At 39.3% G+C, this 21,391-nt stretch carries 18 protein-coding genes; 14 read left to right on the top strand and 4 right to left on the bottom strand.

Going from position 1 to position 21,391, the window contains the following annotated elements:
- Nucleotides 1–23 precede the first annotated feature (23 nt).
- Nucleotides 24–971, top strand: coding sequence for a sugar kinase (locus LXM54_RS15920; RefSeq protein ID WP_396953829.1), 948 nt, complete (start codon nucleotides 24–26; stop codon nucleotides 969–971).
- A 57-nt stretch (nucleotides 972–1,028) separates the two neighbouring features.
- Here LXM54_RS15920 and LXM54_RS15925 read toward each other — a convergent pair whose 3' ends face one another.
- A complete protein-coding gene (locus tag LXM54_RS15925) occupies nucleotides 1,029–1,793 on the bottom strand; it encodes an IclR family transcriptional regulator (protein WP_233316245.1) in 765 nt (254 codons plus the stop codon).
- 286 nt (nucleotides 1,794–2,079) lie between these two features.
- On the opposite strand from LXM54_RS15925, the gene LXM54_RS15930 reads away from it, so the two are divergent.
- The 9 genes from LXM54_RS15930 to LXM54_RS15970 all read left to right on the top strand — a co-directional run bounded on the left by LXM54_RS15930 (nucleotide 2,080) and on the right by LXM54_RS15970 (nucleotide 11,460).
- Nucleotides 2,080–2,985 carry a phosphate ABC transporter substrate-binding protein gene (locus LXM54_RS15930; RefSeq protein WP_233316246.1) on the top strand — a complete coding sequence of 302 codons (906 nt, stop codon included), beginning with the start codon at nucleotides 2,080–2,082 and terminating at the stop codon, nucleotides 2,983–2,985.
- A 74-nt stretch (nucleotides 2,986–3,059) separates the two neighbouring features.
- Nucleotides 3,060–3,983: a phosphate ABC transporter permease subunit PstC gene (gene pstC, locus LXM54_RS15935; RefSeq protein WP_233316247.1), complete on the top strand. Its 924-nt coding sequence runs from the start codon at nucleotides 3,060–3,062 to the stop codon at nucleotides 3,981–3,983.
- Nucleotides 3,983–4,870: a phosphate ABC transporter permease PstA gene (pstA, locus tag LXM54_RS15940; protein ID WP_233316248.1), complete on the top strand. Its 888-nt coding sequence runs from the start codon at nucleotides 3,983–3,985 to the stop codon at nucleotides 4,868–4,870. The genes pstC and pstA overlap by 1 nt, the downstream gene beginning before the upstream one ends.
- Nucleotides 4,871–4,888: 18 nt before the next feature.
- On the top strand, nucleotides 4,889–5,716 hold the full coding sequence (gene pstB / locus LXM54_RS15945) for a phosphate ABC transporter ATP-binding protein PstB (RefSeq protein WP_233316249.1): 828 nt from the start codon (nucleotides 4,889–4,891) through the stop codon (nucleotides 5,714–5,716).
- A gap of 11 nt (nucleotides 5,717–5,727) precedes the next feature.
- A complete protein-coding gene (gene pstB, locus LXM54_RS15950) occupies nucleotides 5,728–6,501 on the top strand; it encodes a phosphate ABC transporter ATP-binding protein PstB (RefSeq protein WP_233316250.1) in 774 nt (257 codons plus the stop codon).
- 15 nt (nucleotides 6,502–6,516) lie between these two features.
- The gene (gene phoU, locus LXM54_RS15955) at nucleotides 6,517–7,176 is read left to right on the top strand and encodes a phosphate signaling complex protein PhoU (protein WP_233316251.1); all 660 of its coding nucleotides are present in this window, start codon (nucleotides 6,517–6,519) and stop codon (nucleotides 7,174–7,176) included.
- A gap of 778 nt (nucleotides 7,177–7,954) precedes the next feature.
- The gene (locus tag LXM54_RS28545; protein WP_442780502.1) at nucleotides 7,955–9,115 is read left to right on the top strand and encodes a methyl-accepting chemotaxis protein; all 1,161 of its coding nucleotides are present in this window, start codon (nucleotides 7,955–7,957) and stop codon (nucleotides 9,113–9,115) included.
- 172 nt (nucleotides 9,116–9,287) lie between these two features.
- Complete coding sequence (locus LXM54_RS15965) at nucleotides 9,288–10,484, top strand: 3D domain-containing protein (RefSeq protein ID WP_233316253.1); 1,197 nt, start codon at nucleotides 9,288–9,290, stop codon at nucleotides 10,482–10,484.
- 157 nt (nucleotides 10,485–10,641) lie between these two features.
- On the top strand, nucleotides 10,642–11,460 hold the full coding sequence (locus LXM54_RS15970; protein ID WP_233316254.1) for a MetQ/NlpA family ABC transporter substrate-binding protein: 819 nt from the start codon (nucleotides 10,642–10,644) through the stop codon (nucleotides 11,458–11,460).
- Nucleotides 11,461–11,826: 366 nt separating this feature from the next.
- Here the strand turns inward: LXM54_RS15970 and LXM54_RS15975 are convergent, their stop codons facing one another.
- The 3 genes from LXM54_RS15975 to LXM54_RS15985 all read right to left on the bottom strand — a co-directional run bounded on the left by LXM54_RS15975 (nucleotide 11,827) and on the right by LXM54_RS15985 (nucleotide 15,003).
- Nucleotides 11,827–13,119, bottom strand: coding sequence for an ABC transporter substrate-binding protein (locus LXM54_RS15975; RefSeq protein ID WP_233316255.1), 1,293 nt, complete (start codon nucleotides 13,117–13,119; stop codon nucleotides 11,827–11,829).
- A gap of 88 nt (nucleotides 13,120–13,207) precedes the next feature.
- Nucleotides 13,208–14,035 carry a carbohydrate ABC transporter permease gene (locus tag LXM54_RS15980; protein WP_233316256.1) on the bottom strand — a complete coding sequence of 276 codons (828 nt, stop codon included), beginning with the start codon at nucleotides 14,033–14,035 and terminating at the stop codon, nucleotides 13,208–13,210.
- Complete coding sequence (locus tag LXM54_RS15985) at nucleotides 14,035–15,003, bottom strand: carbohydrate ABC transporter permease (protein WP_233316257.1); 969 nt, start codon at nucleotides 15,001–15,003, stop codon at nucleotides 14,035–14,037. Before LXM54_RS15985 ends, LXM54_RS15980 begins: the two co-directional genes overlap by 1 nt.
- A gap of 245 nt (nucleotides 15,004–15,248) precedes the next feature.
- Here LXM54_RS15985 and LXM54_RS15990 point away from each other — a divergent pair, with 245 nt between their 5' ends.
- The 4 genes from LXM54_RS15990 (at nucleotide 15,249) to LXM54_RS16005 (ending at nucleotide 21,258) form a co-directional block, all read left to right on the top strand.
- The gene (locus LXM54_RS15990) at nucleotides 15,249–17,066 is read left to right on the top strand and encodes a cache domain-containing sensor histidine kinase (RefSeq protein ID WP_233316258.1); all 1,818 of its coding nucleotides are present in this window, start codon (nucleotides 15,249–15,251) and stop codon (nucleotides 17,064–17,066) included.
- Entirely contained in the window at nucleotides 17,063–18,661 is a 1,599-nt protein-coding gene (locus LXM54_RS15995) for a response regulator (RefSeq protein WP_233316259.1), read from the top strand. The genes LXM54_RS15990 and LXM54_RS15995 overlap by 4 nt, the downstream gene beginning before the upstream one ends.
- A gap of 205 nt (nucleotides 18,662–18,866) precedes the next feature.
- A complete protein-coding gene (locus LXM54_RS16000) occupies nucleotides 18,867–20,537 on the top strand; it encodes a glycoside hydrolase family 13 protein (RefSeq protein ID WP_233316260.1) in 1,671 nt (556 codons plus the stop codon).
- 118 nt (nucleotides 20,538–20,655) lie between these two features.
- Entirely contained in the window at nucleotides 20,656–21,258 is a 603-nt protein-coding gene (locus LXM54_RS16005) for an SAM-dependent methyltransferase (RefSeq protein WP_233316261.1), read from the top strand.
- Nucleotides 21,259–21,391: the final 133 nt, after the last annotated feature.

The following is a 21,391-nucleotide window of genomic DNA, read 5'->3' on the forward strand; positions in this document are numbered from 1 at the left end:
TATATAGAAGGAGTTGGTGAATGATGAGCAGGATTGTCACTGTAGGTGAACCGATGGCCCTTTTTGCTGCAGAGCATGAGGGGCTGTTGGAGGAAGCAGAGAAATTTAGTCGGTTTGTAGCAGGCGCAGAAGTAAACTTTTCAATTGGAATGGCTCGGCTAGGTCATCAAGTAACTTATATAACTAAGCTTGGAAATGATCCGTTTGGTAAAAATATTCAAACATTTTTAGAAAAGAACAATATTGATACTAGTTTTGTTTCCTATGATGATAAGCATGTTACAGGTATGCAATGGAAGCAAAAGGTTGTTAAGGGAGATCCAGAGGTGTTCTCTTTAAGAAAAAACTCAGCAGCCTCAAATATGGATATTCAATCAATCAGCTCCTTGCAGTTTGAGGATTTCGATCACCTGCATTTAACAGGCATTCCTCCCGCTTTATCTCCAAGCTGCCGGGAGTTGGTTTATGAATTGGCACAAAATGCTAAGCGATCAGGAGTACCGATATCGTTTGATCCTAATATTAGACCAGCTCTCTGGCCGGATAAACAAGAGATGGTTAAAGTGATTAATAACGTTGCAGTACTAGCAGATATTGTCTTCCCGGGAATGGAAGAGGGAAGGATTTTGACAGGCAGAGAAACGCCAGAGGGAATAGCCCAATTCTATCATGATGCTGGAGTAAAGACAGTAGTCATTAAACTCGGACCTCAAGGTGCTTTTACAAGCTCATTAGATAAGAGTTTCTATACAAAAGGCTTTAAGGTCAGCAAGGTGATTGATACGGTAGGGGCAGGCGATGGATTTGCGGTTGGGGTTACAAGTGCATTGCTGGAAAATCTGCCTTTGGAAGAAGCCATTATAAGAGGTACAGCCATCGGCGCACTTGCCGTGATGTCCCCTGGAGATAATGATGGACTGCCGGACAGGGAAAATCTGAATGCCTTTATGGAACTTAAATTAAACAGATAAACATAAAAAAAGAGCAATGGAATGCCTTGATAGGCAATCCTTGCTCTTTTTTTATGTTTATGAGCTGATCCAGCCGAAGTGCCGGGAAATTTCTGTACTGTATTGCTTTACTTTATCAACCAAGATGTCATTAACAGCATCCATTGTAACCCTTGTACTAGGGCCTGAGATGCTAAAGCTTGCGATAATGTTGCCTTCATGATTGTAAATAGGAGCGGCAATACAGCGTAAGTCTTTTTCATTTTCGATATTATCCAGTGCAAAACCTTGCAATTTCACCTTTTTAATTTCTTCTCGAAGACTTTCCTTTGAAGTAATAGTGGCAGGTGTCTTGCTGATGAATTCGATTTTGGACAGCAGTTCTTCCTGGATATCAGAATCAAGCCCTGATAACAGTACCTTGCCGACCGCTGTACAGTACATTGGCGCCCTGCTGCCGATACGGGAAAACATACGGATTGTTTGAGTGCTTTCAATCTTGTCCACATAAAGGACTTCTTCGCGATCTTTAATACATAGATGGATTGTTTCGTTTACTTCATTTGACAATTTAGAAAGAAAAGGCCTTGCTGTTTGGACGAGGGTATTGCTGTTTAAGAAGTTCCTAGCGAGAAACAGTGTCTGCAAACCTAATTTATATTTGTCCGTATCTGCATTCTTTTCCACATAGTTCATGTTTGTCAATGTTGCTAAGAGCCGGTGCACAGTGCTTTTGGAGAGTCCAACCTGTTCAGACAGCCGGGCGATTTGAAGTCCGTCTGGATATTCAGCCAGTTTGTTTAAGATGGTTAATGCTCTTTCAAGTGATTGAACGTTTGACATAGTTTTTACCTCTTCATCTAAGTCGGAATAGGACCATTTAAATCTATATTACGCCACATCCAATCTTTTGTAAATTAACGGATTAGCAGTAAAAATGACGGAAACAGGGATATATTTTAGGTTTTTCCTACTATAAAAATAGGTCTATAACCACTTTTTCGACAAATATGCACAAAAAACCCGCCTTTACAAAACCTTTACAAATGATTCAAACAGCATTAATAGTTTTCCCTTATTCTAATTCTTGTAGGACAAATCCAACATATCCTTAGGGGGAATTAAAGAAATGAAAAGTTTGAAAAAGCTAAGCCTGCTTCTGCTAGTTGCAGCACTAATGGCGTTCATTGCTGCATGCGGAGGAAATAACGACACAAGTGGATCTAACAATGATGATAATGGTTCAGAAGAAGAAGCACTGTCAGGCACTTTGACAATTTCAGGTTCATCTGCAATGCAACCATTGGTAGCAGCTGCTGCTGAAGAGTTTATGGCTGAGAATCCAGAAGTTGATATCCAAGTTAATGCTGGTGGTTCTGGTACAGGCTTATCACAAGTTTCTGAAGGTTCCGTTGATATTGGAAACTCTGACGTTTTCGCTGAAGAAAAAGAAGGAATTCCTGCTGATGAGCTAGTTGACCACAAAGTTGCTGTAGTTGGTATGACAGCTGCTGTTAACCCATCTGCTGGAGTTAAAGATATAACTAAAGAAGATTTAATTAAAGTATTTACAGGTGAAATCACTAACTGGAAAGATCTTGGCGGAGCTGATCAAAAAATCACTCTAGTAAACCGTCCTGATTCTTCTGGTACACGTGCTACTTTCAATAAATATGCATTAGACGGCGCTACACCTGCTGAAGGAGTTACAGAAGACTCTTCAAACACAGTTAAGAAAATCATCTCTGAAACAGAAGGAGCTGTAGGTTACCTTGCACTTTCTTACTTCACTGATGACACTGTAACACCACTTGCAATTGACGGTGTAGAAGCTACAGATGAAAACGTAAAATCTGGTAAATTCCCAGTTTGGGCTTACCAACATGCTTATACAAAAGGTGAACCTACTGGACTTGCTAAAGCGTTCCTTGACTACATGGCTGCTGATGAGCAAAAGCAATTGATTGAAGATCAAGGTTACATTCCTGGTGGCGACATGGACGTAGAGCGTGACGCTGAAGGAAATCAAAAATAAACGAAATAAGTAGGGGGCAATGCCAAGTTGGCGTTAGCCCCATTATGACGTAAATTAGGGGTGCTTCAAAAATTATGGAAAAGTCATCACTTCCTGTTAGGGAAAGATTAATTAAATCTAATAAAACAAGGCTTAATGGTGAGGTACGGGGTAGAGTTTTAGTAACATTATGTGCAATTATTATGATTTCTGCGACAATTGCAATCACAATTTTCCTAAGTACAAAAGGTTTACAGTCTTTCATTAAAAACGGTGTAAGTCCGATTGAGTTCTTAACCAGTACAAATTGGAATCCTACCGATCCAGAAAGCCCGATGTATGGGGCGCTGCCTTTTATCTTTGGTTCTTTCGCTGTAACAATGCTTGCGGCACTAGTTGCAGCACCACTTGGAATTGGAGGAGCTATTTTCATGACAGAAATCGCTCCGTCATGGGGGAAGAAGATACTTCAACCGGTAATTGAATTGCTAGTTGGTATTCCTTCCGTTGTTTATGGGTTCATAGGGCTTACAGTATTGGTGCCTTTTATCAGAGAGCATGTAGGCGGACTAGGTTTCAGCTTATTGTCTGGAACAATAGTTTTAGCAATCATGATCCTGCCGACAGTTACGACTATTGCAACAGATGCGATGGCAACATTGCCTAAATCATTGCGAGAAGGATCTTATGCACTTGGTGCAACAAGATGGCAAACAATCAGGAAAGTGCTTGTGCCAGCTGCACTGCCATCTCTTTTAACAGCAGTTGTTCTAGGTATGGCAAGAGCGTTTGGAGAAGCTTTAGCAGTTCAAATGGTTATTGGAAACACAAGAATTATTCCTGAAAGCATCTTAGATCCAGCCGGAACATTGACAACAATCATTACATTGAATATGGGTCATACAACATATGGAAGTATTGAAAACAATACTTTATGGTCAATGGGTCTGATTCTACTAATTATGTCATTCGCATTTATCTTGCTAATCCGTTATCTGTCATCTAGGAGGAAAATTTAATGAACAGCAGAGTTGCAGATCGTATCGCAACCAGTGTTTTTGTTGCGATAGCTATTGTTATTGTATCCGTACTTGTCGGATTGTTTTCATATATTTTGTTTAATGGCGTCAGCCACATCTCTCTTGATTTCCTGACTAATCCTTCCAGTAATGTTCGTGCAGGGGGCGGAATCAGAGATCAATTATTCAATTCATTTTATATTTTGTTTATCACAATGTTAATCACTGTTCCGCTTGGGGTTGGCGGCGGAATCTATATGGCAGAGTATGCAAAACCAGGTCGAGTAACAAATACAATTCGTACTTGTATCGAGGTGCTTGCATCACTTCCTTCTATTGTTATTGGTATGTTCGGTCTATTAATGTTTGTTAACTTAACTGGATGGGGCTATTCAATCCTTGGTGGTGCGTTGGCACTAACAGTGTTCAACCTGCCTGTTATGGTACGTGTAAGTGAAGATGCACTACGTTCTGTACCGCGTGATCAAAAAGAGGCTAGTCTTGCATTAGGAATTACACATTGGCATACAATTAAAACGATTCTGTTACCAACGGCATTTCCATCTATTCTAACAGGCGCTATTCTTGCTTCAGGAAGAGTGTTCGGAGAAGCAGCTGCTCTATTATTTACATCTGGATTATCAACACCAAGACTGGATTATGCAAACTGGAATCCATTCGTTGAAAACTCACCACTAAATATTTTCAGACCTGCAGAAACCTTAGCTGTTCATATCTGGTCTGTTAATACACAAGGGCTGATTCCAGACGTTGAGGATATCGCAAACGGTGCGTCCGCTGTATTGATTCTGTCTGTGCTGATTTTTAACCTAGGTGCTCGTATAATCGGAAGTTTAATCCATCGGAAACTTACAGCATCTAAATAACGATTAAGGATGATGAAAATGAATACAAGTACATTGCCAAGAACTGCCGTCCTTAACAGAGAACAGATTTCTGAAACGTCAGTTACAAATAAAGAGTTAATCCTTCAAGTGAAGGATTTAGACATATATTATGGAGAAAAACGTGCAGTAAATACAATTTCAATGGATATTGAAAAAAATTCAATCACAGCACTAATTGGACCTTCTGGCTGTGGTAAGTCGACATTCCTTCGCAGTATTAACAGAATGAACGACCTTATCCCTGGTGCTAAAGCAAAGGGAGAAATCCTGTACGAAGGCTTAAATATCCTTGGCGATAATATTGATGTTGTTGCCTTAAGAAAAGAGATCGGAATGGTATTCCAAAAGCCGAATCCATTCCCGAAATCAATCTATGAAAATATCGCTCATGCCTTGAAATTCTCTGGTGTTAAGAAAAAAAGTGAACTGGATGTTATTGTTGAAGAAAGTTTGACGAAAGCAGCACTTTGGGATGAAGTAAAAGACAGACTTCATAAATCTGCTTTATCATTGTCAGGCGGACAGCAGCAACGGTTATGCATCGCCCGTACAATTGCTATGAAACCATCGCTTATGCTTCTTGATGAGCCTTCTTCTGCTCTTGACCCTATTTCAAATGCGAAGGTCGAGGAGCTGATTGTAGAATTGAAGAAGGAATACTCCATTCTTATCGTTACGCATAACATGGGGCAGGCTTCGAGGATTTCGGATAAGACAGCTTTCTTCTTGAGCGGAGATTTAATTGAATTTGACGCGACAGAAAAGATCTTTACTAACCCATCTGTTAAAAAGACAGAAGAATATATTTCCGGCCGATTTGGATAAGGAGGACTATCATGTCAACTGTTGTTGCGCAAGCACCTGTATTTGAAATAAATGACTTAAACCTTTGGTATGGTGACCACCATGCATTAAAAAATATCAATTTTCCAATAAACCGTAATGAGGTTACAGCTATTATCGGTCCTTCCGGCTGCGGAAAATCAACATTCATCAAAACGTTAAACTTGATGATTAACATGGTACCGAGTGTTAAGATGTCTGGGGAAATCAACTATAAGAACAAAAATATCATCAATAAAAAAATCGACCTCGTCGATCTTCGTAAAAATGTCGGAATGGTGTTCCAAAAGGGAAATCCATTTCCGCAGTCCATTTTTGAAAATGTGGCTTATGGTCCGAAGATTCACGGTGAAAAACGAAAAAAAGCATTAGAAGAGATTGTGGAAAAATCACTTCGTGACGTTGCACTTTGGGATGAGGTAAAAGACCGTCTGCATAGTCCTGCTATGGGGCTATCTGGTGGACAGCAGCAGCGCCTTTGTATCGCAAGAGCTCTTGCGACAAAGCCGGATGTGCTGTTGATGGATGAGCCGACATCTGCACTTGACCCGATTTCAACATTGAAGATAGAAGAGCTGATGCTTGAACTGAAAGAAAAATATACAATTGTTGTTGTTACACATAATATGCAGCAGGCAGCACGTGTATCTGACAAGACGGCGTTTTTCTTAATGGGAGAGCTTGTTGAGATTGATGAAACATCTAAAATTTTCTCAAGACCAGCTGACCAAAGAACTGAAGACTATATTTCCGGACGTTTCGGATAAATTGGGGTGCGATGAATGAACACTAGGACGAATTTTGACAGCAATCTTAAAGAATTGAAGCAAAGCCTTTTAGATATGGCAGAGGAATCGGAATATGCCTTAAAGAAAGCAATGGCATCCTTGATTAACCAAGATTTGCAAAAGGCGGAAGAAGTGATAGAAGGAGATAACAAGATTGATGAGATGGAAAATAAAATCAATGATCAGGCAATCTTGTTAATCGCAAAAGAATCACCTGTAGCAACAGATTTAAGAAAGATTATTGTTGCCCTCAAAATTTCGTCTGAAGTCGAGCGGATTGCCGACATGGCTGTTAACATCGCCAAATCAACGATTCATATTGGCAAGGAGCAGCATATTAAAGACATAGTAGAAATCCCGCAAATGATGGAGAAGGCTTTAAATATGCTGAGAGAATCCTTGACAGCATTCTATACAGAGGATACGGTTATTGCCAAAGCAAGCGCAGAAAAGGATGACGAAATTGATGCTATGTACGGCAGACTCATCCAAGAATTAATGGGCTATATCCGTGAAAATCCGTCTGAAACAAAGCAGGTAACACAGCTAGCATTTGTTTGCAGATATATTGAAAGAATCGGTGACCATGTCACAAATATTGCCGAGAATGTCATCTATTTAGTGACAGGAAAAAGATACGATTTGAATAATTAATCAGCAGAGTTTTCTGCTGGTTTTTTTTATGTAATTAATGTGTAAAATTTCTGTAAATTTGTAGATAATGAGCGCTAAATCCTGCATATTGGTAAGTGGGTATATTGTCTTATTTATCATTATTTGCAGGAGGAAAGTCATGTCTGGTAAATGGAAATGGAAGCTGAAAACTAAGAAAAAAAGTAATACTGCCAAGCGGGCATGGTTTAAGAAAAAAAGTCTTGAAAAGGTGAAAAACATCTTTAAATGGAAAGACATTCAAATCCGTTCCAAGCTTTATTTACTGTTCGGTTTTAATGCCATTCTTTTCTTTGCTACAACTGTTATTGTCATTTTCCTGCTCAACATGGTTTGGGCAAAAACAGTCAATATTAAGAATCAAGGCGAAAAGGCGGCAGCAATTGAGGAGATAGGCTCACTTATCAGAGCAAAGGATATTCGGATTGCAGACTATATCACCTTCTTAAAAGAAGATGATATTAAAAGCTATCGGGAACTTCGGAATGAACTAAATGTATCGCTAGAAAGCTTAAATGAGACATTGGACAATAAGGAACAGCAGCAGCTGACAAAGAAAATAGAGGTAAATAATAAACGAATTGATGAGCTGTTCATCAGTGTTGTCGCACCTGCTGTTGTCAGGCTCGATGAACAGATATATACAGATGCGAGGATGGAAATAGCTCAGCTTCGCGAGGAAAATGCAGCAACACTTCAGGATTTAATCCAGGATGTGGAAGCAGACAGGAATAATACGATGCAGAATATGGAGCAAAGTATGACGCTGTTTGTTTGGCTGATAATCGGCGCCGCAGCTTTGTCTGCGATTTTCAGCGGCGTGTTTGTCTTCTTTGTATCCCGGTCACTTAAAAACAACTTGGCAAGGATTGTAGGAAGGGCCAAACGGGTCGCACAAGGTGACTTGGAGGAGGATGTGTCCACTTATGATGGCAAGGATGAAATAGGCCAGCTGGAGAAGGCAATCAGCGGTATGGTTGACAGCTTAAGGAAAATGGTGAATGGCATTGGAACTGCAGCTGTCTCTGTCCATAAGAACAGTGAGGAGCTTGCTCACAGTTCATCCAATGTGAAACATTCCAGTCAGCAAATTTCTGAAACGATGGCAGCACTGTCAGTCAGTGCAGAAAAACAGGGAGAAGGGACAGGCCAGCTGATCGCTGCATATAATTCTTTTAATACCCAGCTAGGAGTGGCAGCAGATAATGGAGCAATGGTGAACGAAGGCTCAGCAAAAGTACTCTCTGTGACACGGAGCGGCCATGAATCGATGAAGGAATCTATTAAACAGACGAATATTGTTTATGAAATGATCAAAAACACATATGAAGAAGTGCTGGGAATGGAAGAAAAGACAAGAAATATTCATACACTTGTTGAGTCCATTAAAGGGATTGCGGCTCAAACCAATCTATTAGCATTAAATGCGGCAATTGAGGCAGCTAGAGCTGGTGAGGCAGGCAGGGGTTTTGCGGTAGTCGCAAATGAGGTCAGAAAACTCGCCAATCAAGTGGAAGATTCGTTAGTAGAAATAAACAGTACTGTAATAGCTGTGCAAAATGTTTCTGAAGCAGTTTCTCGCTCTCTTAAGGACGGTTTCCAAGAATTAGAGGATGGAACGGCGAAAATAAGGAAAACTGGCGAAGGGCTTGAAACGATCAAATCAGAGGTAGAAGACATGGTTTGTAACATTGCTGTAATATCCAACACACTCGCAGACTTAATGGCTGGCTCAAAGGAGATAAAAGCGGGCGTGGAAGAAGCTGCAGAAGCCTCCCAAACCTTTGCTGCAGGAGCAGTTTCTTCGTCTGGATCGCTTCAGGAGCAGGATTCTGAGCTTGAACATATCTTTGCGAGGACGAATAAGATGCTGTCAGAAGCTAATAATCTATCTGCCCTTGTTAAGAATTTTAAGATGTAATCTAACTAGGCAGCTTGGTAAATAGTAGTATTTTTAATAGGAATTAAACCCATTTATAGCAGTATGTTCTAGCATGTAAGCGTTTTTTAAAGGAATTGACTTGCGAATTTAATAGAATTGTAATTTAACACCCCCTTTCATATGTTATAACTTAATGGAAAGGGGTTTTAAGATGAGTCTGATAAAAAAGATGATGGTTTTATCATTAATATGTGCTTCATTCTTTTCAACTACATTGATGGCACATGCAGAAACGAGTCAAGAAACACTTACAAATGGTAAAAGCAAACTAGAAGAGAAAGATAAATTGCTCGACGAAAAAGAGCAAGAACAGCAGCAGGCATCAAAAGAGCTTCAAGCTGTTCAAGACGAGCTGAAATCTACAGAAAGCCAATTAGAGGCAAGTAAAAATGAGATTTCAAGCATCGAAAGCAAGATAGAAGAAACGAAACAAAAGATAGAAGAGAAGAAAGAACAGATAGTTGTTTTAGAAGATAAAGTATTAGAACGTAAGGATGTTATGAAAGATAGACTCGTAACCTTACAAAACACAGATAAAACAAACATAATTATGGAAGTTATACTTAATGCTCAAGATTTATCCGATTTCTTAGATCGTGCAGCAGCTGTATCAGCTTTCTATAATGGAGATAAAGACCTTCTGGAACAGCAGCAGCAGGATCTTGAGACGATTGAAGCAGAGAAAAAGGATATTGATGCAAAAGAAGCAGAACTGCAGGAGAGTTATGAGTCTTTAGCTGAAAATCAAGCAGCTCTAGAAGAGAATCTCGAAAAAAGACAGGCAGCTGTAGAGAAGGCTAATAAGGAATACGAAAGCATCTCGAAAGAAATTGAGATTGCGGAGTCAGAAAAGGTAGCAATTCAAGCAGATTTGAAGAAAGCCGAAGAATCAATTAAGAAGCAGCAACAAGAGGCTGAGGCTCGCAAAAAAGCGATTGTACAGCAGCAAACAGCAGTTTCTGCTGAAACAACGGAGGCGCCGAAATCTTCCTCTTCATCTGTATCAAAATCAAAAGGTAAAAACAATTCAAGTTCTTCTTCAAAAGAAGAAAGCAGCAGTTCAAAGACAATCTATGTCTCTGCAACAGCGTACAGCCATGAGAGCACGAAGTCTGATTATACTGCGCTAGGGTATAACATTAAAAAGAATGCGAACATGAAGCTGATTGCGGTTGACCCGTCTGTTATTCCACTAGGCACTAAAGTATGGGTTGAAGGCTATGGAGAAGCAATTGCAGGTGACACTGGCGGTGCCATTAAAGGTCACAAAATTGATGTTCTCATGCCTAACAACAAAAAAGCGAAGGCCTGGGGCCGAAAAACAGTAAAAGTGAAAATCCTTGACTAATAAAGTTCAGGTGCAAAGCTCGCGCTTTGCACCTTTTTTGTCTTTGTATGAAATTTAGGAATATTTGAGAATTATTCTCAAAAATAACTGATTCATGCTATAATTACTTCTGGTCATGGAGCCAGAAAATAATGGAGAAAGACAGAGGGGTATATAAATGAAAAAAATCATGATGTTTATTTTGTTTAGTGTCCTATGCCTTGCAGGATGCGCAAGCAATGCAGATAAAGAAGAGCCAAAGGAAGAGAAAAAGGAACAGACACTTAAAGTGGCTTCCTTAATTCCTCCGATGACAGACATATTGGAAATAGCAAAGCCGCTGATGAAAGAGGAAGGCATTAATTTGGAGATTGTTGTTCTTAACGATAATGTTCAACCAAATAATGCCCTGCAAAACAAAGAGGTCGATGCTAACTTCTTTCAGCATGTTCCTTATATGGAGCAGTACAATCAAAACTCAAATGCAGATTTAGTAGCAGTACAGCCAATCTACCATGCAGTATATGGAGGATATTCTCCTAAGTATAAATCATTGGAAGACCTCCCGGATGGAGCTACTGTTGCAATTGCGAATGACCCGACAAATATCAGCAGATCTCTTGCGCTTATGGACAAATACGGGCTGATTAAGTTAAAAGATGGTGCAACTAGTACGACTGCAACAGAAGCAGATATCGCTGAAAACAAACATAACTTTGAAATCAAAAAAGTAGACTTACTTATGCTGGCACGTGTCTATGAAGATACAGACCTTACAATCATGACGCCTGCTTATGCAGAACCGCTAGGCTTGAAGCCGAACAAAGACGCTCTATTAACAGAAGGAGTAGAGTCTGCATTTGCCATCACGCTCGTAGCACGAGAGGATAATGCCGATTCTGAAGCAATCAAGCTTCTAGCAGAAAAAATGACTGGACCTGAAGTGAAGAAATTCTTAGAGGAAGACTATAAAGATTCAGCGTTGCCAGCATTCTAATACAAAAAAAGATCCAGCTAATTACTTAGCTGGATTTCAAATATATCTATTTCAAGGGGGAACTTGAAAAAGAGTTAGTGTCTTAACATATTCTTATTGTACCCTCTAATTATGAAGAAACTATGACAAAACTATCAACTTTTCATAACAAGTTTGTGAAGCTTTGAAGACTATAGGTTAATTAAAAAAGCAGTGTGTCTCTGTGAGGGAGAACACTGCTTTAATACTATCGTTTAATTAACGGAGCAAACTAGGGAGGATTTTCCGCTGACTGCCCTTTATATCATCTTTTGTATTCATACTTAGTCTACATACGAAAAAGCAGTGTTTCTCATAAAAGAAACACTGCTTTTTATTGCTGTAAAATTATTTCTTCAGCTTATTCCAAGTTTCATCAAGTGCTTTCATTGTTTCTTCTCTTGTACTTTCTTTGCCTACATAAGCTTGCAGGCTAGAACCAAATTCTTGGCCAGCACCGTCTGGATATTTCATGAACTGCCAAGTGTATGTTTTGCCTTCTTGAGAATACTTTTGAATCTCTGCGCCTAATGGACCGATATCATCAGCACTTGCTTCAATTGTTTTGAATGCAGGTACATATTTGAAGTCTTTTACTAACATTGTTTTAGCTGTATCAGAAGTAACAGTCCAGTTTAAGAAATCTAGAGCCGCTTCTTTATCAGCATCTGGAGCGCCATTGTGAACAACCCAGTTAGTTGGAACGTCTACCATCAATTTGTCTGATTGTGCTTCATCATCGCTAAGCGGCATTGGAATAAAGCCGACTTCCATATTAGGGCTCAATTTATCCAGCATCGGCTGAATCCAGTTTCCTTGTTGAATCATTGCTGCTTCACCTGTAGCGAATAAAGTGACCTGTGTATTATAGTCAGTTGTTAAAGGATTTTTGTTACCATTATCCAGTGTCAAGTCCAATAGATCAAAGTACTTGTTAAAATACTCATTGCCCTCAATCTTGCTCGTGCCATCATTCAAGCCTTTAATGAACGCATCTGCATCATCTTGATAGGCAAAAGGTACATTCAAGCCGTGGTTTGCAAGCACCCACCACTCGCCATAGCCGATTGAGAAAGGAGTAATGCCCGCAGATTTTAGTTTCTCTGCTGCTGCTTCTAACTCAGTGAAAGTAGTAGGAAGGTCTGTGATGCCTGCTTTTTTGAATAGCTCTTTATTATAAGCGAAGCCGTAACCTTCTAAGTTTACTGGCTGACCGTAAAGTTTCCCATCAATTGTCATTGGAACTAAGGCACTTTCATAAGCATCCTTCACCCATGGCTGATCAGATAAATCCTCGAGCTTATCCTTCCAAGTAATTGCTTCCTGGTAGCCGCCATTACCAAAAATATCTGGAGCTTTATTAGAAGCAAATTTAGCTTTCAGAGCAGCTGCTCCGTCTGCACCGCCTCCGACAGATTCGATATTAAAGGATACGTCAGGATGTTCTTTTGTATATGCATCTGTTAATGCTTTTAATTGATCAGCAATTTCAACTTTCCCGTTGAATATATCAACAACTACTTTTCCGTCCTTGCTGCCTGAGCTATCAGAAGCAGTTTCATTAGAACATGCTGTTGCAAGAAGAAGTGTTGCTGATAATACACCTGCTGCTAGTGAATATTTTTTGAATTTAAAACCCATTGGTTTCCCCTCCTGAATTTTAGGAAAAATTTTATATGGATCTCCATCCTTTAAAAAGGATGGAGGCTGATCCCGAATGTAGCTGTGCTTATTTGATAGAACCGCTTGTGATACCTTTGATAATATGTTTTTGCATCGCAAAGAAGAAAATCAATAATGGAATGATGCCGAGCATTAATGCGGCTAGTGCTAGATCCCATTGCTTTGTATATTGGCCAAAGAAGAAGAAGGTAGCCAAAGGAATTGTCCGCAATTCTGGATTCTGCAAGACAAGGGATGGAAGCAGATAATCATTCCAAATCCATAAGCTGTTAAGGATAACAATTGTTACAGTGATTGGCTTTAACAGCGGGAAGACGATGCGCCAGAATAAACCGAAACGTGAACATCCATCGATAATTGCAGCTTCTTCTAATTCCACTGGTATTCCTTTAATGAATCCGTGATATAAGAAGATAGTCATACCTGATCCAAATCCTAAGTACATGATGACAAGCCCCCAGATGCTGTTCAGCAAGTTCAGGTTGCCGGCTGTCTTAATTAATGGAATCATGATGGATTGGAACGGGATAATCATTGCAGCAACAAAGGACATAAAGATGATATTAGAAATTTTCTTTTTAGTCCTTACAAGCATATACGCAGCCATTGAACAGAACACAACTAATACAATATTGCTTGCGATGGTGATAATTAAAGAGTTGCTTAGTACCTTTAAGTAATCAAGCTTTTCAAATGCACTTACATAGTTTTGGAACTGAAGCACCTTAGGCAATGCTGATGTATTCGTCAAAATTTCAGCAAATGGCTTTAAGGAGTTGGCGATTACATAATAGAATGGTACGAGAAACACAAGTCCAATCAGTATCGCGAATATTTCCAGAATAAAGGTTTTTCCAGTATATTTGCTGCCCATTAGGATTCAACCTCCTTCTTCTTAGACAGTGTAACTTGAAGGACAGAGATTGTTGCCACAACAAGGAAGAATATTAATGCTTTTGCTTCGCCAATTCCGTAGCGGTTGTTAACAAATGCTTCTGTGTAAATGTTAAGCGCTAACATTTCTGTTGACTTAAATGGGCCACCATTTGTCAGGGACAGGTTTGCGTCAAAGATTTTGAAGGAAGACGCAGTTGTTAAGAACAGACAGATTGTTACCGCTGGCGCAACTAAAGGTAAAGTGATATGACGCAATATTTGCCATTTATTTGCTCCGTCAATCTTAGCTGCTTCAATAAGCTCTTGCGGAACATTTTGTAATGCAGCAATGTAAATAATCATAATATATCCAGCACCTTGCCAGACGCTGACAATAACAATTCCCCAGAATGCGGTATTTGCATCTCCGAGCCATGCCAGCTCAAAGAGCGGAATGCCAGTTAACTCTCCAATTGAAGCGAAGCCTCTTACAAAGATGAACTGCCAGATGAATCCTAGCAATAAGCCTCCAAGAAGATTCGGCATGAAGAAAACTGTCCGAAGAATATTTCTTGTTTTCAGCATTTGTGTAACTAAAAGTGCTAAGCCGAAGCCAATTAAATTCGTCAATACAATGGCGACAATTGTATACTTTGTCGTCAGCAGGAATGACTCTTGAAATTGCTTATCCTCTGTAAACAAGTATTTAAAATTATCCAGTCCAACCCATTTTACTTGTCCTGTAATGCCGTTCCAATCAGTAAAAGAATAATAGATTCCGGTAAAGAATGGGATTAAGACAATAATGGTAAAGGCGAGAAACACAGGACCCACAAATAGTGTGAACAGCCCTGCATTTTTCAGTCTCTTTTTCTTGGCTGTTGTAATAGGCTTTTTGGTATTTCTGTTAATAGGTGTAACAATAGTGGAATTATTATGTTCCTCTAATTTATTTTGGTTGTTCACTTTCCGCACCTCCTGTATGTATAATGTAAGTTATAAAATGATTTTATGAAACGGCTTACATTGACGACAAGGGTGGAAAATATTAAACCGCCCTTTTTAGGCGCGGTGATGATAATAGAGATATATTAAATAGGAAGAGTGTGCACAAAGCAGATAAAAGTTGCTCATACTTCCACACTTATGCTCGTACATATAGAGGGGAGGGCAGGTCAGGAGAGAACACCTTTGAACTGCTGACCAGAATAATGGGATGGGGAATCCGGAAAAAACTGATACTGCTGCTGATGATAGCGACCATTCTTCCTTTTGGAACGGGGATTATCATCACCTATTATTATACGATTGACTCTATTAAGGAAAGGTCTGTCACAACTAACTATGACTTTATTAAAAAGGGAGAAGAGGAGCTTTCTGTTTATTTAGAGGATATTGCGCAGATGTCTTCTGTATTGTACCGGTATACTCCTTTCATGAATGTGCTTGTAAATGGGATTGAGGATGACAGTTCTGTTAATGAGGAGGAGGTAAGACGACTGCTGGCGTACTTGTTTAACACAAGAACAGAAATTGAACAGATGCATCTGTACATTGATAATGGGAAAGATTCTTATACAAATTATCATAGTAAAATCAGCGGCAGGGTAAAGTATGAAAATGTTTTTGACCATCCGTACTATGCGCAATTTAAGACGAACAAGGCGGACTATTCTCTTATTGAAGCACCGCATGAAATTTACAGCTATAATAATATCTCTGAAATTCCCAATTCAGAGAAAAATAATGTCTTAAGCTTTCATAATATAATCCGCAATATACCTGCAGAGGATTTCCTCGGTTATTTGTCGATTGACATCAATCTTTCGAGGATTGAGAGCATCGCCGAGCGCCTGTACACAGCAGGAGAAGAGGATTTATATATTGTTGATGACAAGAAAAAGATTATCTATTCTTCAACCAAAGAGGAAATTGGCAATGGAATGACAGAGGCTTGGTATGAAAAGATACTTGATACGCGTGCAGAACAAAGCTATGAGTGGGAAGATGACGAGTTTTCCGGTGTAATCGTATTCCAGAAGTTCTCAGTTCAAGAGAATGACTGGTATATAGCAAAACGTATTCCGTATGCAATTTTATACCAGACTGCAAGAGAAACGGTTGTTATGAATAGTTTAATAGGAGTTATTGCTTTGGCAATCGTGCTGTTGGTCACATCACTCGTATCGGTAAAGGTGACAGCGCCGATTAAAGTGCTGATTGCCAATATGAAAAAAGTTGAAAGCGGTCAGCTGGAAGCAGACTTCGATTCTTTAGGCAATGACGAAATCGGGATGCTTGGGAAGCACTTTAAATCAATGATCGGAAAAATTAACTTGCTGATTGATAAAGAGTATAAGTTAGAAATCGAAAATAAGGCGTCACAGCTGAGGGTATTGCGGTCTCAGATAAATCCTCACTTTTTGTATAACAGCCTACAGTCGATAGGTACACTTGCATTAAAGTCGAAGGCAGCAAATGTATACTCCTTGTTGACATCCTTATCGAATATAATGCGGTACAGCATGAATATGCAGGAGGATATTGTTCCATTTTCGATGGAAATAAAGCATGTACAAGCATATTTATCGCTGCAAAAGCAGCGCTTTGATGAACAGTTTGAATTCAATATCCATGTATCACCAGGCCTTGGAAATATCCTTGTCCCGAAAATGATTTTGCAGCCAATCGTTGAAAACTGCTTTAAACATGGGTTTGCAGATCAAGTTAAGCTGGCAACAATCACTATTCAAGCTTCGTTATTGAACGATTATATTGTTTTGTCGGTCAGTGATAATGGTAAAGGAGCTAGCATGGAGGAGCTTCAGGAAATCAGGCAGAAGCTCTATAAGAAGGGGAATATAGCAGAACCTGGACAAAGGGAATCAATCGGACTTAAGAATATTTATGAACGAATCCAGATTTATTATGGAAATCAAGCTGAGATGATTATCAGCGGTAAGGAAGATCAAGGATTCATGGTAGAAATATATATTCCAAAGATAATTAATGGGGTGCAGGAACAATGAAAGTTTTGATTGTGGATGATGAAAAGCATGTCAGGGAAGGCATTCGGCTTCTTGCAAATTGGGAAGAGAACAATATTAATGAGATCTATGAGGCAAGCAATGGGGAAGATGCAATCGAGCTTATTGAACGCTACAAGCCAGAGTTGATTTTTTCTGATATGAAGATGCCGAAAATGGATGGAACGAAATTGCTGGAATGGATTAAGCAAAATCAGCCGACTAGCAAGACTGTCGTCATTACAGGCTATGATGACTATGATTACATGCGAAAAGCCATTCATTTCAACAGCTTTGATTATTTACTAAAACCTGTAGATCCAGAGATATTAAATAATACCCTGAAGAATGCCGTGGAAAGATGGAACGAAGAAGAAGTGGACAGGAAAAGGAAGGTGAATTCAGATCAGCTTATTAATAAGATGAAGCCAGCATACCGGGACAGAAAGCTGACCCATTTTTTAACAAGTAGATCTGTCAATGAAGAGGTCTTACGCGAATTCCAATTCTATTTAGCAAGTGAATACAGGGTTGCTGTTATGTGCATCACAGAAAAAACAATTGAACAGTTTAACAGAGACAGGGAGTTAGCTTACTTTTCCATCTTGAATATTATCACGGAGGCACTTAGTGAAAGAAGGAGCGGGATTGCGTTTCGCTATCTGGCTAATAAAGGTGAAATCGCGATTATCCTGTGGAATAAATCGGAGGATGTTGACCCTTTACTCACAGAAATTTATAAAAAAATTCAGCATACATTTGAAGTTTCCTGTCCGATTGCAGTTGGCGGTCCTGTCGGGGAGCTTGCGAAATTAATGGACTCTTATGAGGCGGGGAAAGAGCTGCTATATTCCATGAATGTTTTAGAAAAGCGTGCAGTTAGGGTGTACAGCGGGTCTTTGCTGCCAAAGCTAGAATGGAAAAGTTTAATGAAGCACAACTCAGCGATTAAAATGGCGATGCAGACAGGAGAAATTGGTGCTTTTCGAGAATTATTAGAGCAAGTTGCAGCAGAATATACCGAAAATGGATTTCTATCATGGAAGCAGCTTTTACATTTTGAGAAGGAATATAGAGTCGTCGGAGAACGGTGGTATAAGAACTATCAAATAGCTTTCCCGGAGGCATGGGAAAGTGCTGAAAACAGAACAGATAGCTTTTTTGAGTCAGATGGAAGCTTTCAGCTAGAAGCATATAAAACATATATAAAAAGAGAAATTGCTGTGTTTCTGAAAAAGGTGAAGCGGGCTTCTGCAACGAAAGAAAGCAGCATCATCTACGAGATTGAAAAGTATTTGCACGCGAATTTCAACAGAGATGTCAAATTACAGGAGCTTTCCGAACGCTTTTTTATCAGCAGGGAATATATCTCAAGAAAATTTAAAAAGGAATTCCAAGTAACCATTACGGATTACTTAACGAAAATCAGGATTGAAAAGGCTAAATCCCTGCTTGTAAACAGCTCGCTAAAGATATATGAGATTGCCAGTATGATAGGCTATCAGGATGACAAGTACTTCCGCAAGCTGTTTAAGAAAACAGTTGGTGTCACTCCAAATGAATATAGAGATGCACAAATCACCAATACGTTAAAGTAAATTAAAAGTAACGTCTATATTGTTTTAATCACTAATATAAGGGTAAAGGGAAGTTCAATATATTCCACCCTATTTGCTCAATGTAAGCAGTTTCAATCTGGGGGATATGCTTTAAAATATAAAGGAAACATATCAATTATTAAAAAGGCTTTTTTGTAAACCAGCAGAGTGTTTGGACTTTTTAAAATAGATGAGGTGCATATAGATGAACAAAAAATGGTGGAAAGAATGCGTAGCCTATCAAGTATATCCGCGAAGCTTCATGGACAGCAACGGCGATGGAGTGGGAGATTTAAAGGGAGTTACCTCCAAGCTTGATTACTTGAAAGAGTTAGGCATTGATGTTATTTGGCTATCCCCGATGTTTAAATCACCGAATGATGACAATGGTTATGATATCTCAGATTATCAGGATATTATGGAGGATTTCGGTACGATGGAAGACTTTGATGAGCTTCTTCACGAGGTACACGCTAGAGGGATGAAGCTTATACTTGATTTGGTTATTAATCATACGAGTGATGAGCATCCTTGGTTTATTGAATCTCGTTCATCTAAGGACAATCCAAAACGAGATTGGTATATATGGAGAGATGGCAAGGATGGGAAAGAGCCGAATAACTGGGAATCGATTTTCAGCGGCTCTGCCTGGAAATATGATGAGGAAACAGAGCAATACTTCATGCATATATTCTCGGGGAGACAGCCTGATTTAAACTGGGAAAACCCTGAGGTGCGGGAAGCTCTCTATAACATGGTTAACTGGTGGCTTGATAAGGGGATAGACGGTTACCGGGTTGATGCTATTTCTCATATTAAAAAAGCACCAGGCTTGCCGGATTTATACAATCCTGACCATTTGGAATATGTTCCGAGTTTTCCTTACATGATGAATGTACACGGAATTGATGAGTTCTTAACAGAATTTGCTGATAAAACAATCAAAAACTATGACATTATGACAGTCGGAGAAGCAAATGGTGTCGGCCTTGATGATGCGGACAAATGGGTAGGCGAAGAAAACGGTTATTTCAACATGATATTTCAGTTTGAGTTCTTAAGTTTATGGAATAAAGATGATGAAGACAAAGTCGATATTATTGCCTTAAAAAAGGTGCTGTCCAAATGGCAAAAGGGTTTAGAAGGCCGAGGCTGGAATGCTTTGTTTATCGAAAATCACGATCAGCCGCGCAGGGTGTCTTCCTGGGGAAATGATAAGCGCTATTGGAAAGAGAGCGCGAAAATGCTTGCATCTATGTATTTCTTAATGAAGGGAACACCATTTATTTATCAAGGTCAGGAAATTGGCATGACAAATGTTCAATTCCCTTCTATTGATGATTATGATGATGTTGGCATGGTTAACTTCTATAAAGTGGAATCGGAAAAGGGAGTTCCTCACGAGGATATTATGAGGGTTGTCTGGAAGCAGGGCCGTGATAATGCCCGGACGCCGATGCAATGGAATGCAGAAAATATGGCTGGCTTTACAACATCAAACCATACATGGATAGGAGTAAATCCTAATTATCTGGAAATCAATGTAGCTAATCAAGAGCAGGACCCTGATTCCATCCTTTCGTTTTATAAAGAGCTGATTAAACTGAGAAAAGGAAGCCCTCTGTTCACTTACGGAAGCTACCAGCTTTATTTGGCGAATCATCCAAGATTATTTGTATACACGAGAACTTTAGGTAAAAGAAAGGCTATCATTATTAATAACTTCAGTGATAAGCCGACCATTTTCAAGGTTCCATCAGAGCTTGTGTATCAATATTCTGAGCTGGCTTTAACTAATTATGAGGTTAAGGATAAAAAGCTCCGCAAGAAAACAGCTCTTAAACCATTTGAGACAAGAGTATACTTTATTTCATAACTTGCTTGCATAAGGAAGGCTTAGCCAAAGAGGGCTAAAGCCTTTTTTTGTTTGTATATAATATGTTTATGTGTATAGTTGGTTGTAGGATTAAACAGTTAAGAAAGGAGCGGGGAGAATGAAGGGAAAAGATTATGACAAAATACTGCGTATCAAGACAGAAGGAGAGCAGGCAGGCTTCAACAGCTCCTTCCATTACCACCGTTATGAACCGACACCATATGGGTATTTGACAGCATTTTTTGAGGAGTACAAGCTAAAAGAAGCAGATCGTATTGTTGACTTCGGATCGGGGAAAGGGAGACTGCTATTTTTGCTTCACCATTTATTCCAAACCACAGGCATTGGTATCGAGATGAATGAGCAGTTCCATACAGAGGCTATAACCAATAAATCGAGCTATTTTGCTAACAAGAAAAAGCAGGGAGAGCAAATACAGTTTCTCTTATGTAAAGCAGAGGATTACGCAATCCATCCTAATGATACTATCTTTTATTTCTTTAATCCTTTTTCTGTGCAGATCTTTCGGAAAGTCATCAATAATATTTTACTGTCTGCAGAGCAGCATGCCCGAGCTATCAGAATCATCTTATATTATCCATCAGATGAGTATATTTACTTATTAGATGAGCACCCGTCCTTTGTGAGGGAAGCTGAATTTTTCGTGCCTGCAGTGCATGAGGATTCGAGAGAGAAATTCCTTGTTTATAGCCATACGTAAAGAGAAGTACAAAGTTATCAAAATTGGAAGAAAATGCTGTAGCTACATCTCTTGTAGAACAAACCATTATCCTATATAGTCATAGATAAATAGTATAAAAGTCGTAGGATTAAAGTTTGTAATGGCAAAATAA

Origin of the sequence: Bacillus sp. Au-Bac7 (assembly GCF_021341655.1) — a bacterium.
Taxonomy (GTDB): Bacteria; Bacillota; Bacilli; order Bacillales; family Cytobacillaceae; genus Niallia.

Excerpts from the sequence above, each read along its gene's own strand:
- LXM54_RS16000 (WP_233316260.1), top strand. The coding sequence starts at position 18,867 with ATGAACAAAAAATGGTGGAAAGAATGCGTAGCCTATCAAGTATATCCG.
- LXM54_RS15970 (WP_233316254.1), top strand. The coding sequence starts at position 10,642 with ATGAAAAAAATCATGATGTTTATTTTGTTTAGTGTCCTATGCCTTGCA.
- LXM54_RS15990 (WP_233316258.1), top strand. The coding sequence starts at position 15,249 with ATGGGATGGGGAATCCGGAAAAAACTGATACTGCTGCTGATGATAGCG.
- pstA (WP_233316248.1), top strand. The coding sequence starts at position 3,983 with ATGAACAGCAGAGTTGCAGATCGTATCGCAACCAGTGTTTTTGTTGCG.
- pstB (WP_233316249.1), top strand. The coding sequence starts at position 4,889 with ATGAATACAAGTACATTGCCAAGAACTGCCGTCCTTAACAGAGAACAG.
- phoU (WP_233316251.1), top strand. The coding sequence starts at position 6,517 with ATGAACACTAGGACGAATTTTGACAGCAATCTTAAAGAATTGAAGCAA.
- LXM54_RS28545 (WP_442780502.1), top strand. The coding sequence starts at position 7,955 with ATGACGCTGTTTGTTTGGCTGATAATCGGCGCCGCAGCTTTGTCTGCG.
- LXM54_RS15930 (WP_233316246.1), top strand. The coding sequence starts at position 2,080 with ATGAAAAGTTTGAAAAAGCTAAGCCTGCTTCTGCTAGTTGCAGCACTA.
- LXM54_RS16005 (WP_233316261.1), top strand. The coding sequence starts at position 20,656 with ATGAAGGGAAAAGATTATGACAAAATACTGCGTATCAAGACAGAAGGA.
- LXM54_RS15980 (WP_233316256.1), bottom strand. The coding sequence starts at position 14,035 with ATGGGCAGCAAATATACTGGAAAAACCTTTATTCTGGAAATATTCGCG.
- LXM54_RS15920 (WP_396953829.1), top strand. The coding sequence starts at position 24 with ATGAGCAGGATTGTCACTGTAGGTGAACCGATGGCCCTTTTTGCTGCA.
- pstC (WP_233316247.1), top strand. The coding sequence starts at position 3,060 with ATGGAAAAGTCATCACTTCCTGTTAGGGAAAGATTAATTAAATCTAAT.
- LXM54_RS15965 (WP_233316253.1), top strand. The coding sequence starts at position 9,288 with ATGAGTCTGATAAAAAAGATGATGGTTTTATCATTAATATGTGCTTCA.
- LXM54_RS15975 (WP_233316255.1), bottom strand. The coding sequence starts at position 13,119 with ATGGGTTTTAAATTCAAAAAATATTCACTAGCAGCAGGTGTATTATCA.
- pstB (WP_233316250.1), top strand. The coding sequence starts at position 5,728 with ATGTCAACTGTTGTTGCGCAAGCACCTGTATTTGAAATAAATGACTTA.
- LXM54_RS15995 (WP_233316259.1), top strand. The coding sequence starts at position 17,063 with ATGAAAGTTTTGATTGTGGATGATGAAAAGCATGTCAGGGAAGGCATT.
- LXM54_RS15925 (WP_233316245.1), bottom strand. The coding sequence starts at position 1,793 with ATGTCAAACGTTCAATCACTTGAAAGAGCATTAACCATCTTAAACAAA.